Raw genomic sequence first — 14832 nt, 5'->3', positions numbered from 1 at the left:
TGCATCAATACAAGAGATTGGTGCATTGGGCGCAAGAGCCATGACGCTTCACGTCGTTCCCGAACGAAAGCTGATCCCGACCGTGTTGATGCGGGGTGGCACCTCGCGTGGTCCCTTCATCCTGGAGCGCGATCTGCCCGCCGATCCGGCCAGCCGCGACCGGGTACTGATCGAGATGATGGGCTCGCCCCATCCGCTCCAGGTGAATGGCATCGGCGGCGGCGACCCGTTGACGAGCAAGGTCGCGATCATCTCGCCCTCGACGCGCCCCGGCATCGACGTCGAGTACCTGTTCGCGCAGGTTGGCGTGACGCAGGCGGTCGTCGACACCAATCCCAACTGCGGCAACATGCTGTCGGCCGTCGGCCCCTTCGCCATTGAGGCCGGGCTCGTCCAGCCGGGCGATGCCGAGACCACGGTGCGCATCTTCAACCGCAACACGGGCAAGAGCATCCACGCCGTGGTGCAGACGCCCGGCGGCGCCGTGACCTACGACGGGTCGGCCGAGATCGACGGGGTCGCCGGTTCGGCCGCCCCGATCAAGCTGACCTTCCTCGACGCCACGGGGTCCAAGACCAGCGGCCTGTTTCCCACAGGCGAGCGCCGCGAGACGATCGACGGAATCGAAGTCAGCCTAGTCGACTACGCCATGCCGATGATGTTGGTGCGCGCCGCCGATGTCGGGCTGGCGGGCAACGAGACGCCGGACGATCTCGACGCGCGGCGCGACCTGTTCGGCCGGCTCGAGATCATGCGCCGCGAGGCCGGGCGCCGCATGGGCCTTGGCGACGTGTCCAACGCCGTCGTGCCCAAGATCGGCATCCTGTCGGAGCCGCGCCGCGCGGACGGCACGATCACCTCGCGCTATCTCGTGCCCCACCGCACCCACAAGGCGCATGCCGTCACCGGCGCGCTGTGCGTGGCCGTCGCGGCCCGAACGCCGGGAACCATCGCCTTCGATCTCGCCGCCCCCGGCGACGGCTCGGGCGCCGTCCTCGTCGAGCACCCGAGCGGCAAGATCGGCATCGACCTCGAGACCGCCGAGGATGGCACCGTGCGCCGCGCCAGCCTCATCCGCACCGCCCGCCGCATCTTCGAGGGCAACGTCATCCTATCCGGCTCGGCGGCGGAGACCGCCGACGCCGTCTGACTTCCAACAGAACAAGCATCCATGGGAGGATACCACATGCTGAACCGTCGCCTCTTCTGCGCCCTGGCGCTGGCAACCGCCTCGATCCTGTCCGCGCCCGCCGCCTTCGCGCAAGCCGACGACTATCCGAGCCGCCCGGTCAAGCTGATCGTGCCCTATGCCGCGGGCGGCGGCACGGACGCGATCGCCCGGCTCGTCGCCAACGGCGTCGGCGAGAAGCTCGGCCAGTCGATGGTGGTGGAGAACAACGGCTCGGCCGGCGGCAACGTCGCCTCGCAGCAGGCCGCCAATGCCGATCCCGACGGCTACACCGTCCTGATGGCCAACCAGGGGCCGATGGTGGTGAACCCGCACCTCTTCAAGACCATGAAGCTCGACCCGCTCACCGCTTTCGACCCCGTGACGCTGATCGCCAAGTCGCCGCTGGTGCTCGTGGTGTCGAAGAACTCGCCCTACAAGTCCTTCGCCGACCTCGTCGCCTACGGAAAGGCGAACCCGGGCGAGCTGACCTACGGCTCGGCCGGCAACGGCTCGGCAAGCCACCTCGCCACCGAGCTCTTCCTGTCGCAGGCCGGTCTCGAGGCGGTCCACGTGCCCTACAAGGGGGCGGGACCGGCGCTCAACGACATGCTGGGCGGTCGCGGCGACTTCATGGTCACCACCCTTCCTTCCGTGCTCGGCCTGATGAACAGCGGCGACATGGTGCCGCTGGCCGTGACCACGACCGAGCGCGTCGCCTCGCTGAAGGACGTTCCGACGATCGCCGAGAGCGGCTATCCCGACTACGTGTCGGCCGCCTGGTACGGGTTCGCCGTCCCCAAGGGCACGCCGGCCCCGATCGTCGAGAAGCTGCGCACGGCCACCGTCGAGGCGCTCGCCGCCCCGGCCGTCAAGGAGCGCTTGGAGGCGGAGGGCGCCGTCATCGTCGGCGACACCCCGCAGGAATTCGGCGACATGATGAAGGCCGAATCCCAGCGCTGGGCCTCCTTCCTCACCGAGGCTGGAATCAGCATCGACTGACCCGTCCGTGCGCCTGCCCCGGCCTCGGCCGGGCAGGCGCTTCGACCAGTCGCGGCGGGACCGCCGCCGAGCGCCTCCGCCTCAAAACGACCGCGGCGCCGTCCAGCCGGGAGGCATGAACGGCGGGGCGCTTCGACACGATCAGGGAGAGATACGCCCATGAACACCGCAAAGGGTTCGGTGGCGCCGCACGCGCACTCACGTGCGGGCGCCGATCCGAGGAACATCGCCGCCGGCCTCGTGCTCATCGCCCTTGCCGCGCTGGCCGTCTGGTTGACCTCGGACATCTCGCGCGGAACGCTGCGCTCGGTCGGGCCGGCGATGCTGCCCCAGGCGGTCGCTGTGCTGATCGCCATCTGCGGCGTGGCGCTTGTCGTGGCGGGCGCGACGCGCCGTTCGGACGCCGAGCCGATCGTCTGGACATTGCGAGGGCCGCTCTTCGTCATGGCCGGCATCGCGCTCTTCGCTCTCACCATCAAGCCGATGCACTTCTCCGGCTTCGACACGGTGGAACTCGGGCTCGTGTTCGCGGGGCCGCTGGCGATCGTCGTGGGCGGCTTCGCCTCGCCGCATGCGCGACTGCGCGACCTCGCGATCCTGGCGCTCAGCCTCACGCCGTTCTGCATGCTGCTCTTCGGCGACATGCTCAACCTGCCGATTCCGATCATGCCGCGCCCGCTCGCCGACGCGCTGTTCTCCGGCTGGTCCTACAAGACCGCTCTGCGCGTGACCTCGGCGGTCTTCTTCGCCGCCGCCGCCCTCATTTTCCTGGCAACCCGCGGCAAGGCGCCTCCGGCGATGGATGTCGCCGGCCACGACGGGACGATCTGAGCCATGATGGACCTCATCTCCAACCTCGGCCTCGGCTTCGCCGTCGCCCTGACCCTCAAGAACATCGGCCTCTGCCTCGTCGGCTGCATCGTCGGCACGCTGGTCGGCATCCTGCCGGGTGTCGGCCCGATCGCCACGATCTCGATGCTGCTGCCGATCACCTTCGGCCTCGATCCGGTCGGCGCCCTCATCATGCTTGCCGGCATCTACTACGGCGCGCAGTACGGCGGCTCGACGACGGCCATCCTCGTCAACATTCCCGGCGAGGCGACGGCCGTCGTCACGACGCTCGACGGCCACCAGATGGCCCGGCAGGGGCGCGCGGGACAGGCACTCGGCATCGCCGCGATCGGCTCCTTCATCGCCGGCACGGTCGCCACGCTCACCATCGCCGCCCTCGCCAAGCCGCTGACCGGGCTCGCTCTCGTGTTCGGGCCGGCGGAATACTTCTCGCTGATGGTGATGGGCCTCGTCTTCGCGGTCGTCTTGGCGCACGGCTCGATCCTGAAGGCGATCGCCATGATCCTCGTCGGCATCCTGCTCTCGACCGTCGGCATCGACATCGAGACGGGCGAGTCGCGCATGACGCTCGGCCTCGACTTCCTCTACGACGGCATCGACTTCGCGGTGCTGGCCATGGGCGTCTTCGGCATCGCCGAGATCCTGCGCAACCTCGACAATATCGAGACGCGCGACGTGGTGCGCCAGACGATCGGCCGGCTTCTGCCCGGCCGCAAGGAGTTCAGGCAGTCCGCCGCGCCGATCGCGCGCGGCACGATCATCGGTTCGATCCTCGGTATCCTGCCGGGCAACGGCGCCGTTCTCGCGCCCTTTGCCTCCTACTCGCTGGAGAAGAAGGTCGCCAAGGATCCGAGCCGCTTCGGCAAGGGCGCGATCGAGGGCGTCGCAGGCCCGGAAAGCGCCAACAACGCGGGCGCGCAGACCTCGTTCATCCCGCTCCTGACGCTCGGCATCCCGCCCAACGCGGTGATGGCCCTGATGGTCGGCGCCATGACGATCCACGGGATCGTGCCGGGCCCGCTGGTGATGACCAATACGCCCGACCTCTTCTGGGGCATGATCGCCTCCATGTGGATCGGCAACCTGCTGCTCCTCGTCATCAACCTCCCGATGATCGGAATGTGGGTGCGGCTCCTCAAGGTGCCCTACCAGCTGATGTTCCCGGCGATCCTGATGTTCTGCTGCATCGGCATCTTCTCGATCAATTCCGAGCCCGTGCAGGTGCTGATGATCGCCGTCTTCGGCTTCGTCGGCTACCTCATCTCGAAGCTCGGCTTCGAGCCGGCGCCGCTCCTTCTCGGCTTCGTGCTGGGGCGGTTGATGGAGGAGAACTTCCGGCGCGCGCTTCTCATGTCGCGCGGCGACCTGTTGACCTTCGTGGAAAGCCCGATCTCGGCCGGACTTCTTCTCGTCGCCCTCGTGCTTCTCGTGGTCTCGCTCCTGCCATCCCTGCGCCGGAGCCGCGACGAGGTGTTCCAGGAGTAGCCTTGCCCGTCGACGACCGTCTCCAGACCGTCCGTGCATCATTGCCGGACGGTCTTCAGGGTCCTGAGTCGTCCGGCGTACGGGCGACGAAGTCGTCGAGCCGCTCGGCCTTGGCCGCCGTCATGGCGAAATAGCCTTCCGTCACCGCCGGAAACACGCCCCGCCGCGCAAGCGAGCGCGCAGGAGGCAGGCCGGCGCTTCGTCCTGCCGGAGGGGGCGCCCGTTCAGACCGGCGAGCGGTCTCGTCACCACGTGTGTCGATGCGGATGCGATCTTCCCGTCGCCGGTCGCCGGCGACGCGCCGAAGCTTGCCGCCTTACGGCCGGTCGAGAGCCCGCCATCCGAGCCAGATCGCCCCGGCGGCGACGGCAAGCCAGATCATCACGACGAACAGCAGCCCGCCCCGGCTCACGGGCCGCGCGGCCTTCCGCTCCGCCTCGTTGCGGAACTCGGCCATCAGGTCGGCGGGCACCAGTCGCACCGCCAGAAGGATGCCGAGCGGCACGATCATGAGGTCGTCGAGCATGCCGAGGACGGGAATGACATCCGGGATCAGGTCGATCGGCGACAGGGCATAGGCGGCCACGGCCCCCGCCGCGATCTTGGCGGAGATCGGCGTGCGCGGGTCGCGGGCGGCGATCCAGAGCGCGTGGACGTCGCGCTTGATCGTCCGGGCCCAGAGTTTTGCGGTGGAGAGCCAGCGGGTCATGCGCGCAGTCTGGGATGCTTCGGTGAATCGGTGATGACCGCTTAGAACGCGCTTCATGCACGGTCCCTGCATCATCTGCAGGACCCTCATCACGACGAAGCGGGCGCCGGAGGCTTGCACCACGCCTCGATGATCGAAGCCGTCACGTCGATCGTCCGCGCGAGATCGGCGAGGTCGACCCACTCGCCGACCCCCTTCGCCATCGTGAGATTGCCGCATCGCGGGCCGTAGCCGACCGTTGGAATGGAGCGCTGGACGAGCGGGTTCCGGATGTCGCTGGACGTATGCAGCGGATTGACCTTCGGGTTCGCCCCGGCCTCCTCCAACGTCGTGCGGACCAGTTGGTAGAGGGGGCCCATGATGTCGGTTTCGGCCGCCGAGACCCCGGAACGCCATTCGACCCGGGGCCGCGTGGCGGCGGGCCATTCCAGGTTGCGCCAAGCCCCCGACACGGCATCCTCCACCCATGCCTTCGCCTCCGCCAGGGTCTCGCTGGGCACCAGCGACATGACGGCATGGATCCGGCATGAGGCGGGGATGCGCGCCGACGCGCCCGTTTCCCCGGCCTCGATCCGCGTCACGAGGAGGTTGGTGGAACGGCCGACCGCCCCCTGCAGAAGCGGGTGCCGGACGCTCTCGCCCCGCATGCGATCGAGGGCCGCCAGCGCATCCAGGACGGCCCGCATCGCGTCGAGCGGGTGATGGGCCAGATGGGCAAACGCCGCGTGCGAGGGCTCGTCGGTCTGCGGGAGAAGCCCGTCGATCTCCACCGCGAACTCGATCTGCCCCGGCGCGAAGGCCTTGATCTCGTCGAGGCCGGCGCCCGATTCCGCCGGATGCAGATAGATCGCCGCATCCGCCGAGAGGCCGGCCGCGAGCGCCGCCGCGATCCCGCGGCGATGCCGCTTCGAGGGCGACGAGACGAGGGTGACCGGCGCGGGCGGCGTCCAGCCGCGAGCGCGCAGCCGCGCCAGCGACGTCACCATGATCAGGATCCCGGCGATGTCGTCGGCGACGCCCCATCCGATCAGCCGGCCGTTCTCGACCAGCGGCGTGTGCGGATCATGCGGCCAGCCGTGATCCGCCGGGAAGGGTTCCACGTCGGGATGGGCGAAGAGGAGGAGACTTCTGGCACCGTCCGCGGCCGTCGATGGGGCGATCCGGCCGATCAGGCATGTCTGTTCGCCGGCTGCGGTTTCGACCCCGGAGGCGAACTCCTCGATCAGCGGAACGGCCTGCGGATCGTAGACGAGAGGCTCGACCACGCAGCCCACGGCTTCCATCCGCTGCGCGACGAGGCGCGTGAAGGCCGTCTCGTCCTTGGCAGCGGCCACGAGGCGGATCAGGAGTTCGAGTTCCTCCGGGGAAAGCTCGCCATGACGGGACGGCGCGGTGGCAGAGGTCGTCATCGAATGCGGCTCCCTACGAGGCGATGGATGGGGCCGGCGGCGATCCGTTCGAATGTCGGGACCGACACCACCCCTTCTTCGTTCAACCCAGACGGAAACGGATCGGCTTTGCGCCGGTCCACAAGGTGCCGCGGCCGAGTTCGGCGAGCGTGTCCAGCTTGTCGGTGATCGTCAGGAAATGGTTGCCCGCGAGCGGCCCCGCCTTGGACGCGAAGGCGACCGGGCCGTAGGCGAGCAGGATCTCGGTTTCCGATACGCCGCCGGGATACAGGATCATCTGGCCGGGATGGGGGTGGCTGGTCGCGTTCTCGTAGGGCAGGCCGAAGTCCTTGTCGCCGAGCGGGATCCAGCAGGCTTCGCCCGACCAGCGCACGTGGATGACGCGTTCGCCATAGGGAAGGAGGTCGCGGAAGGCCGCCACGGTCCGGGGGGCCGCCTCGGTCTCGAAGCGCGCGGGAAAGGAATGGCCGTCGATCTCGACGAGAAGCTCGCTCATGGATGTGTCCTGGTGAAGGGAGGGCCGCGGCGCGAACGGGTCGCTCAGTGCCGCAGGATCTTGCCGAGGAAGGTCTGCGTCCTCGGATTGGTGACGTCGGAAAAGAAGGCCTCGGTCGGCCGGTCCTCGACGATCTCGCCCTGGTCGATGAAGACGACCCGCGTCGCGACGTTTCGGGCAAAGCCCATCTCGTGGGTCACGCACATCATGGTCATGCCCTCGCGGGCGAGACCGACCATGACGTCGAGCACTTCGGCGATCATCTCGGGATCGAGCGCGGAGGTCGGCTCGTCGAAGAGCATGGCCGTCGGGTCCATCGCCAGCGCGCGGGCGATCGCCACGCGCTGCTGCTGGCCGCCCGACAAGTGGCCGGGATACTTGGCCGCATGGTCGGCGAGCCCCACCCGGTCGAGCAGCGCCATCCCCTTCGCCTTGGCTGCGTCGGGCTTGCGCTGGAGGACCATCTCCTGCGCGATCGTCAGGTTCTCAATGATCGACAGGTGCGGGAAGAGCTCGAAGTTCTGGAACACCATGCCGATCCGCGTGCGAAGGTTCGGCAGGTCGGTCTTCGGGTCGCCGACCTCGATGCCCTGGACGCGGATCGAGCCCTCGTCGAAGCCCTCGAGCCCGTTGACGCACTTGATCAGCGTCGACTTGCCCGACCCCGACGGCCCGCAGACGACGACCACTTCCCCCTTGGCGACGTGGGTGCTGCAGTTCTTGAGGACCTGGAACTTCCCGTAGAACTTGTTGACGCCTTGGATCTCGATCATGGGCGGCCTTTCGCAAAGCGCGTGACGCAGAAGGGGCCGATGTCGTGCGTCGCGGGCCTTCCGGCCACGAGATCGGCGGTGATGCGGCCGACGAGCGGCCCGAGCGTGTAGCCGTTGGAGGTCACGGCATTGAAGAAGCCGGGAGCCTCGGGGTGCTCGCCGAGGATCGGCGCGCCGTCGATGTTGATGTTCATCGCCGCCCAGCTTCGGATGACATGCGCCTTGCGAAGCGCCGGCACGACGTGCTGCGCCACCCAGAGGTTGCCCTCCAGGCTGTCGAAGAGCGGGCGGGGATGCTGGTGCACCGGATCGAGCCCCGCGGTCCACCCGCCGCCGATGATGATGTTGCCGTTGGCCGCCTGCTTCAGCGTCAGGTGGCGGCCGGCATGGGCGACGAGGCAGGACACGAGCGGGGCGACGGCTTCGGTCACGACCATCTGCAGCGGGGCGCCGAAGACCGGCACGTCCAGCCCGAGCATGGCGCCGATGCGCGAGGCGAAGGCGCCCGCTGCGTTGACCACCCGGCGTGCCCGGATCGGGCCGCGCGAAGTGTCGACGGCATAGGCGTCGCCCTCCCGCCGGATCGTCCGGATCTCGGCGTTCGTGTAGAGGCGCGCGCCGGCCGCAAGGGCCGCGGACAGGACGCCTTCGGTGGCCACGAGCGGGTTGATCTTGCCCTCCTGCGGGCAGAACGCGGCGCCGACGAAACGCTCCGACAGGGCGGGCTCGCGGCGGCGGAGCTCCGCCGCGTCGATCAGCTCGCAGCGGATCCCGTGCGAGCGCTCGACCGCGGTCTTGGCTTCCAGGAAGCGCAGATGCTCCTCGGTCTCGGCGACCATCAGGCCGCCGGTGATCTTGATCTCGAAGTCCGACGTGAGCTCTCGTTCCAGCTGGCGCCACAGCTCGATCGCGTCCCGCTGCAGCGGGAGGGTGCGCGCGGCCGGCCCGCCGCCGGCTTCCGCACGCGCGCCGTAGTCGAAGGACAGGAGCTGGGCATGGAGGCTCCCGGCATTGCCGCCCGAGGCGCCGGAATTGGGAACGCCGCGCTCGACCACGGCGACGTCCTCGCCCGCGCGGGCGAGGAACAGCGCGGTGGACAGTCCGGCGATTCCGGCGCCGATCACCAGCGTTCCGACCGCGAGCGGCGGCAGCGGCTCGGCGTCGGGCGCCGGCCGGTCGGGCAGGAGCGCGCGGCGATGGCCGCCCCATTCCGGCTTCTCCAGCGCGAGGGCGGCCAGCGGGATCGGCCGGAGCGGCATCTGCGCGGCGAGCTTCGGCACGACCGCGCGGGCCTCAGGGTCGCGCGCGGCGGCGCGCGCAAGGACCGGGCCGCAATAGCGGCCCTGGCAGCGGCCCATGCCGGCGCGGGTCACGCGCTTGAGGCTGGCGGTGTCGCCATGGGGGCCCTCGGCCAGCGCCTTCGAGACGGCCGCAAAGCTCACCGCCTCGCATCGGCAGGCCAAGGTGTCCGCGGAGGGCGGCAGGGCCTCTGGCGCGTCGAACAGGGTCCAGAGCGCGGCCTGGAAGGTCTCGTGCCGGGCGAGGCGCCGGCGGTCGGCCCGCTCCTCGTCCGCCCCGGTCGCCGTGTCGGCACCGAGCTCGCGCGATGCGGCGCGGCCCGCGAGGCGACCCTGCGCCAGCGCCACATGGGCGCCGGCGAAGCGACCGGCCTCGCCGATCACGAAGACGTCGGGCTGGGACGTCCGGCCGGTCTCGTCGCGCTCGACCTCCAGCCGGCCGCCGTGATCGCGGTGGGCGCAGCCGAGAAGCCGCGACAGTTCGTTGGCGGAGGCAAAGCCGTTGCCGACGACCACGGCATCGACCGCAACGCGCCGCTCGCCCTCGGGCGTCGCGTAGACGGCGGCCTCGACCCGCCCGTCGCCCTCGACCCGCACGAGTTGCGAGGACCAGGAGAGGGGAATGTTCGACGCGCGCAGCCGGGCCATCTGCCGCATCCCGGCGAGCGCGAGCGCGGGGTGGCTGACGACGAGGCGGCCCGCCTCGCGCGGCCGCGTGTGCGGAGGCGGGGCCCGGTCGAGAACCGCAGCGACCGTCGATCCCGCGCCGGCAAGCTCGAGGGCCACCTGAAGGTTGAGGGGGCCGTTGCCCGCTACGAGGACGCGCTGCCCGGCGGACACGCCGTAGGAGCGGATTAGCGTCTGCGCCCCGCCAGTGGTCATCACGCCCGGCAGGGTCCAGCCGGGAAGCGCGAGCGGCGTCTCGAAGGCGCCGGTGGCGACCACGAGCACGCGCGGGCGCCAGCGGGCGGCTTCGCCCCGGCAAAGGGTTCCCAGAACGAGGCGACCGTCCTTGTCCCGCTCGGCGCCCCAGACCAGCGTCTCGCCGCGGATGGCGACGCCGAGGCCGCGCACCCGCTCGATCAGCGTCGCGCCTTCCTGCATCTGTCCGTCGCGTGCCGCCATGCCCTGGCGCTGCTTGTAGAACTGGCCGCCGGGGCCGGGGCGCTCGTCGAGCACCGTCACGCTCGCCCCGTGCCCGGTCGCCGTTTCCGCGGCGGCGAGCCCGGCCGGCCCGGCGCCCACGACGAGAACGTCGACGCTGCGTTCGGCGATCCCGGTCGGCAGTTCGGCAAGATCGGCAAGGTGAGGATCGAGAAGGTCGACCCGCGCGGGATGGGTTCGCACGTCCAACCCGTCTTCCGATCGGGTGAGACAGGCGCGCTGCCCCGCGCGTCCGTTCACCACCACAAGGCACTCGTGGCAGACGCCCATGCCACAGTAGTGGCCGCGCGGGTGTCCGTCCTTGCCGGTGGACTGCGCCTTCAGGCCCGCCGCGATCAGCGTCGCCGCCAGGCTCTCGCCCGGCACCGCCGGCAGCGCGCGGCCATCGAACCGGATGGTCGCCGTCGCGCCGGCGCGGGAACTGGGGGCGGGCGCCATCGGCATGTCAGGCGGCGAGCGCCCGGGCGAGGCCGAAGTGGTCGACCAGCGCCTTCATGCGGGCGTCGTCGGCCGCCGGCAGCGGCAGGCGGGGCGGGCGGGGACCGCCGACCGCAAAGCCCATGTGGCCGAGGAGCGCCTTGGTGCCGCCGACATACAGATGACCGCCGACCGCCTCGATCAGCGGCAGCCATTCGAGATAGAGCGTGTGCGCCTCGGGAACGCGGTTCTCGTCCTTCACCAGTTCGAAGATGCGCGCCATCTGCCGCGGGGCGACGTTGGACGCCACGGCGACCCAGCCCTCCGCCCCTTCCACGAAGGACTCGAACCCGAGGATGCCGCCGAAGACCGTCATATTGGAGCCGGCCTTGCGGATGATGTCGCGCACGCGCGTCACCTCCAGCGTCGATTCCTTGATGTAGTCGCAGCCTTCGATCTCGGCGATCCGCGCCACGAGATCGGGCTTGAGGTCCACGTTGGCCGTCGCCGGGTTGTTGTAGACCATGATCGGCAGCTTGGTCGCCGCGGCGATCGTGCGGTAGTGGTGGACGAGCTCGTCGTCGGTCGGCGTCGAGTAGAAGGGCGGAATGATCATCACCCCGTCGGCCCCGAGGTCCTCGGCCTGTCGCGTCAGGCGGACCGCCTCGCGCGTGTCCTCGGCGCCCGTGCCGATCAGGACGGGGACCCGGCCCGCCGCCGTCTCGATCACGGTCCTCGCGACCTCGACGCGCTCCTCCTCGGACAGGGACAGGAACTCGCCGGTGGAGCCGAGCGGGATCAGGCCGTGGATGCCTTCCCGGATCTGCCAGTCGGTGAAGGCTCTGAGCGTTTCGACGTCAAGCCGTCCGGCCGTGTCGAACGGCGTGATCATGACGGTGTAGACACCGCGAAAGGTCTTCTGCATGGCGATGGATCCGTTGAAGGCGGGTGTCAGCGCTGCTCGCTCGCGGCAAGCGGCTGGTCGGAGCGCCCGAAGCGCCGTTCGATCCGGCGCTGGACGAGGTCCCAGAGGGTGGTCAGGAGGAGGTAGTAGATCGCGGCGACGGTGAAGAGCTCGAGCACCTCGAAGCGCTCCTGGATGAGGACCTGCGTGCGGCGCAGAAGTTCCTCCATCGAGATCACCGAGGTGACCGAGGTCGTCTTGAGGAGGCCGTTCACCGAGTTGCCGAGCGGCGGCACGATGATCTTCAGCGCCTGCGGCAGGACGATCGAGCGCATGATCTGCGGCTCGCGCATGCCGAGGGCGCGCGCGGCGCGGACCTGGCCCTTCGGCACCGCCTCGATGCCGGCGCGGATGATCTCGGCCAGATAGGCCGCCTCGTTGAGCGACAGGCCGATCAGCGCAGCCTGCCAGACGTTGAAGCGGATGCCGAGCTCGGGCAGGGCGGTGTAGATGACGATGAGCTGGACGAGCAGCGGCGTTCCACGGAACAGCCAGACATAGGCGCCCGCCAAGCCCGAGAGGATGCGCGACGACGAGCGCCGCATCAGGGCGAGGCCGAAGCCGAGCACGAGGCCGGCGAGAATGGCGACGACCGTCAGCCAGAGCGTCGTGAAGACGCCCTGGAGGATGAACGGGTTCACGAGATAGCCGAAGAAGCCCGACCAGTTCCAGTTCAGCATGCGTGCGGTCCTTCGCCGGATCGTCGCCGAGGCGGGGTGGGAAGCTTGGCGATCAGCCCGCCGGGCCCTTCACGACGAGCTCGCCCGACACCGGCTCGACGCCGTATTCGGCGAAGAGCTTGTCGAAGGAGCCGTCGGCCTTCATGTCCGCGAGCACCTTGGCCACCGCGTCCGCCAGCGGGCGGCTCTTCATCGCGAGGGCCACCGGCGTCGGGCCGATGCCGTGCAGCGCGCGGTGGAACTGGCCGCGCTTGGCGTATTCCTCGGCCACGCCGTCGATCGAGACCATCGCGTCGACCTGGCCGGCGCGCAGCGCCTGGTAGGCGAGGGCGAAATTGTCGAAGGTCCGCACCGTGGCGCCCTCCAAGCCCTTCTCGCGCAGCTGCGCGTCGATCGCCTTGGCCTGCTTCTCCTCGAAGCCGCCGATCTCGACGCCGATCGAGCGGCCGGCGAGATCGTCCAGCGACTTGACCTCGATGCCGGAATTGTTGGCCGTCGAGATGCTGATCGCCTGGTTCTCGTAGGGGATCATCTGCATCATCGCGGCCCGCTCGGGCGTGTAGAAGATGCCGGTATTGATGAGGTCCCAGCGGCCCGACTGAAGCCCGGGCACCATCGCCGAGAACTCGATCCGGATGTATTCGGGCTCGAGGCACAGCCGCTTGGCGATCTCCTTGCCGAGCTCGACGCGCATGCCCTTCAGCTCGCCCGACGCATCAACGAACTGCAGCGGCGGCAGCGTCGGGTTGGTCGACATCACCAACTTGCCCGGCTGGATGAGTTCGGCGTCGGCGACGGCGGGCTTGCAGTCCTGAGCCTCTGCCGTCGTGGCGAGGAGGAGGGCGCCGAGCGCGAGCGTCAGGGAAAACCGGGTGGGCATGGTGAAACCTCTTGGCAAGATCGGGAGGAAAAGCGCATGCTAGTGGTATACCAATATTATGCGACGGAAGCCGGAGGTGCGCAAGTTGGATTTTCGCAGATCGTCAGAAGCGTTCGAGAACGCGTCGGCGGATGCCGGACAGGTGGCGCCGCATCGCGTCCGCGGCCTGCTCGGGCGCGCGAAGCGCCAGCGCGGTCAGGATCTCCCGGTGCTCGCCGTTGTCGACATGCAGCGTCGCCCGCCATTTCGTCTGGCGTTCGTAGAGCGTCGTGTAGCGGCGCATGTCCTGGAGGTAACGCATCATGAACGGGTTGCCGCAATGGCTCGCGATCAAGGCGTGAAGATCGTCGTCGAACCGCAGGAGGTCCGGTTCCTGAAGGTCGTCCGTCGTCTCCAGCCGCGCCATGTCGGTTTCGAGGCGGGCGACGTCGGCGGCCGCGACGGCCGTGGCGGCGAGCGCGGCGGCGGCGGGCTCCACCAGCGCGCGCATCTCCAGCGTCTGCAGGTAGTCCTGGAGGCTGAGCGCGCGAACCGCAAGGACGCCGGTGTTGCTGCGCACCAAGAGGCCCTCGCCGGCCAGCCGGCCGAGAGCGTCGCGCAGGGGCGAGCGCGAGACGCCGATCTCCTCGGCGATGCGCCGCTCCTGGATGGGCGTCCCCGCGGCGAGGCGCGCGTCGAGGATTTCCGACAGGATGTGCCGATAGGCCTTCTCGGAAAGATTGGTGGGTTCGGCCGGGGGCTTGGCCATCTGGATCTCGACTGTTTGCTTCCGCACGGCGGAGGAGTGGCATACCAGTCGTGTGGAGGCGAGGGGCGAATGCGGGCGGGAGCGAGGCAGCCATGAGTTCAAACGAAGAGGCCGCGCCGACCCCGGCTGCCGATCGCAGCCCGAACCTTGCCAACCTCGCCTACCGCTCGGCGGCCGACATGATCCGCAGCCGCCGCCTGCGCGGCGGTGACGTCATCGTGGAGGCCAAGCTCGCCGCGACGCTCGGCGTGTCGCGAACCCCCATGCGCGAGGCGCTCCAGAGGCTGGAGGGCGAAGGGCTCGTCCACAAGGGCGAGGGGCGCAACTACGTCGTGCGCCGCGTCGACCTCGGCGAGTATCTCCAGAGCCTCCGGCTGCGGCTCCTGATCGAGCCGGAGGCGGCGGTGCTGGCGCTCGACAACATCCCCCGTCGCACGCTCCTCGCCGTGCGCTTGGAGATCATGGAACTGCTCGACGCCAAGACCTATCACACCGATCAGCACTGGTTCTCGGACGACCATCTGCACGGGATGATCATCGACCATTGCGGCAACGCGGTCATGGCGCGCGTGCTTCGCGATCTGCGGGCCGCGACGCGGCTCTTCGAGATCGACCAGCTCAAGGAACGGCTGATCCCGGACTCCTCGGAGCATCTCGAGATCATCGAGGCGATCCAGGCCTCGGACGCCGAGGCCACGCGGGACAGCGTCGCCCGGCATATCCGCAGCCTCATCGCGTTCGCGGTGACGGCCTTCCAACTGAAGTAGGGGCAAGGCCGGTTCCGTGG

General features: G+C 69.4%; 14 protein-coding genes. 5 read left to right on the top strand and 9 right to left on the bottom strand.

Annotation, left to right across the window (positions count from 1 at the left end):
- The first annotated feature begins 40 nt into the window (after window positions 1-40).
- From ASF65_RS06935 to ASF65_RS06920, 4 genes are all read left to right on the top strand, one after another.
- The gene (locus tag ASF65_RS06935; protein WP_055887113.1) at window positions 41-1150 is read left to right on the top strand and encodes a 4-oxalomesaconate tautomerase; all 1110 of its coding nucleotides are present in this window, start codon (window positions 41-43) and stop codon (window positions 1148-1150) included.
- Between the two features lie 36 nt (window positions 1151-1186).
- Window positions 1187-2170 carry a tripartite tricarboxylate transporter substrate binding protein gene (locus ASF65_RS06930; RefSeq protein WP_244486583.1) on the top strand — a complete coding sequence of 328 codons (984 nt, stop codon included), beginning with the start codon at window positions 1187-1189 and terminating at the stop codon, window positions 2168-2170.
- A 159-nt stretch (window positions 2171-2329) separates the two neighbouring features.
- Window positions 2330-3001 carry a tripartite tricarboxylate transporter TctB family protein gene (locus tag ASF65_RS06925; RefSeq protein ID WP_055887110.1) on the top strand — a complete coding sequence of 224 codons (672 nt, stop codon included), beginning with the start codon at window positions 2330-2332 and terminating at the stop codon, window positions 2999-3001.
- Window positions 3002-3004: 3 nt separating this feature from the next.
- Window positions 3005-4507 carry a tripartite tricarboxylate transporter permease gene (locus ASF65_RS06920; RefSeq protein ID WP_055887107.1) on the top strand — a complete coding sequence of 501 codons (1503 nt, stop codon included), beginning with the start codon at window positions 3005-3007 and terminating at the stop codon, window positions 4505-4507.
- Window positions 4508-4823: 316 nt separating this feature from the next.
- Here the strand turns inward: ASF65_RS06920 and ASF65_RS06915 are convergent, their stop codons facing one another.
- From ASF65_RS06915 to ASF65_RS06875, 9 genes are all read right to left on the bottom strand, one after another.
- Window positions 4824-5216, bottom strand: coding sequence for a DUF1232 domain-containing protein (locus tag ASF65_RS06915; protein ID WP_055887178.1), 393 nt, complete (start codon window positions 5214-5216; stop codon window positions 4824-4826).
- 89 nt (window positions 5217-5305) lie between these two features.
- Window positions 5306-6625, bottom strand: coding sequence for a M20/M25/M40 family metallo-hydrolase (locus tag ASF65_RS06910; RefSeq protein ID WP_055887104.1), 1320 nt, complete (start codon window positions 6623-6625; stop codon window positions 5306-5308).
- 82 nt (window positions 6626-6707) lie between these two features.
- On the bottom strand, window positions 6708-7121 hold the full coding sequence (locus ASF65_RS06905) for a DUF3830 family protein (protein ID WP_055887101.1): 414 nt from the start codon (window positions 7119-7121) through the stop codon (window positions 6708-6710).
- A 44-nt stretch (window positions 7122-7165) separates the two neighbouring features.
- Window positions 7166-7894: an amino acid ABC transporter ATP-binding protein gene (locus tag ASF65_RS06900; RefSeq protein ID WP_055887098.1), complete on the bottom strand. Its 729-nt coding sequence runs from the start codon at window positions 7892-7894 to the stop codon at window positions 7166-7168.
- A complete protein-coding gene (locus ASF65_RS06895) occupies window positions 7891-10794 on the bottom strand; it encodes an FAD-dependent oxidoreductase (RefSeq protein ID WP_055887175.1) in 2904 nt (967 codons plus the stop codon). Before ASF65_RS06895 ends, ASF65_RS06900 begins: the two co-directional genes overlap by 4 nt.
- A gap of 7 nt (window positions 10795-10801) precedes the next feature.
- Entirely contained in the window at window positions 10802-11698 is an 897-nt protein-coding gene (dapA, locus tag ASF65_RS06890) for a 4-hydroxy-tetrahydrodipicolinate synthase (protein WP_055887095.1), read from the bottom strand.
- A gap of 26 nt (window positions 11699-11724) precedes the next feature.
- Window positions 11725-12417 carry an amino acid ABC transporter permease gene (locus ASF65_RS06885; protein ID WP_055887092.1) on the bottom strand — a complete coding sequence of 231 codons (693 nt, stop codon included), beginning with the start codon at window positions 12415-12417 and terminating at the stop codon, window positions 11725-11727.
- Between the two features lie 52 nt (window positions 12418-12469).
- Entirely contained in the window at window positions 12470-13297 is an 828-nt protein-coding gene (locus ASF65_RS06880) for an ABC transporter substrate-binding protein (protein ID WP_055887089.1), read from the bottom strand.
- A 103-nt stretch (window positions 13298-13400) separates the two neighbouring features.
- A complete protein-coding gene (locus ASF65_RS06875; RefSeq protein ID WP_055887086.1) occupies window positions 13401-14045 on the bottom strand; it encodes a GntR family transcriptional regulator in 645 nt (214 codons plus the stop codon).
- A gap of 92 nt (window positions 14046-14137) precedes the next feature.
- Between ASF65_RS06875 and ASF65_RS06870 the strand changes: the two genes are divergently transcribed.
- Entirely contained in the window at window positions 14138-14812 is a 675-nt protein-coding gene (locus tag ASF65_RS06870; protein ID WP_055887083.1) for a GntR family transcriptional regulator, read from the top strand.
- Window positions 14813-14832: the final 20 nt, after the last annotated feature.

The sequence above is a fragment of the Aureimonas sp. Leaf324 genome (assembly GCF_001423245.1).
GTDB lineage: Bacteria > Pseudomonadota > Alphaproteobacteria > Rhizobiales > Rhizobiaceae > Aureimonas.
Note: the sequence above shows the minus strand (reverse complement) of the source record. Positions and strands in the feature narration are given on the sequence as shown.

Excerpts from the sequence above, each read along its gene's own strand:
- ASF65_RS06885 (WP_055887092.1), bottom strand. The coding sequence starts at position 12,417 with ATGCTGAACTGGAACTGGTCGGGCTTCTTCGGCTATCTCGTGAACCCG.
- ASF65_RS06930 (WP_244486583.1), top strand. The coding sequence starts at position 1,187 with ATGCTGAACCGTCGCCTCTTCTGCGCCCTGGCGCTGGCAACCGCCTCG.
- dapA (WP_055887095.1), bottom strand. The coding sequence starts at position 11,698 with ATGCAGAAGACCTTTCGCGGTGTCTACACCGTCATGATCACGCCGTTC.
- ASF65_RS06905 (WP_055887101.1), bottom strand. The coding sequence starts at position 7,121 with ATGAGCGAGCTTCTCGTCGAGATCGACGGCCATTCCTTTCCCGCGCGC.
- ASF65_RS06935 (WP_055887113.1), top strand. The coding sequence starts at position 41 with ATGACGCTTCACGTCGTTCCCGAACGAAAGCTGATCCCGACCGTGTTG.
- ASF65_RS06920 (WP_055887107.1), top strand. The coding sequence starts at position 3,005 with ATGATGGACCTCATCTCCAACCTCGGCCTCGGCTTCGCCGTCGCCCTG.
- ASF65_RS06910 (WP_055887104.1), bottom strand. The coding sequence starts at position 6,625 with ATGACGACCTCTGCCACCGCGCCGTCCCGTCATGGCGAGCTTTCCCCG.
- ASF65_RS06915 (WP_055887178.1), bottom strand. The coding sequence starts at position 5,216 with ATGACCCGCTGGCTCTCCACCGCAAAACTCTGGGCCCGGACGATCAAG.
- ASF65_RS06900 (WP_055887098.1), bottom strand. The coding sequence starts at position 7,894 with ATGATCGAGATCCAAGGCGTCAACAAGTTCTACGGGAAGTTCCAGGTC.
- ASF65_RS06875 (WP_055887086.1), bottom strand. The coding sequence starts at position 14,045 with ATGGCCAAGCCCCCGGCCGAACCCACCAATCTTTCCGAGAAGGCCTAT.
- ASF65_RS06870 (WP_055887083.1), top strand. The coding sequence starts at position 14,138 with ATGAGTTCAAACGAAGAGGCCGCGCCGACCCCGGCTGCCGATCGCAGC.
- ASF65_RS06880 (WP_055887089.1), bottom strand. The coding sequence starts at position 13,297 with ATGCCCACCCGGTTTTCCCTGACGCTCGCGCTCGGCGCCCTCCTCCTC.
- ASF65_RS06925 (WP_055887110.1), top strand. The coding sequence starts at position 2,330 with ATGAACACCGCAAAGGGTTCGGTGGCGCCGCACGCGCACTCACGTGCG.
- ASF65_RS06895 (WP_055887175.1), bottom strand. The coding sequence starts at position 10,794 with ATGGCGCCCGCCCCCAGTTCCCGCGCCGGCGCGACGGCGACCATCCGG.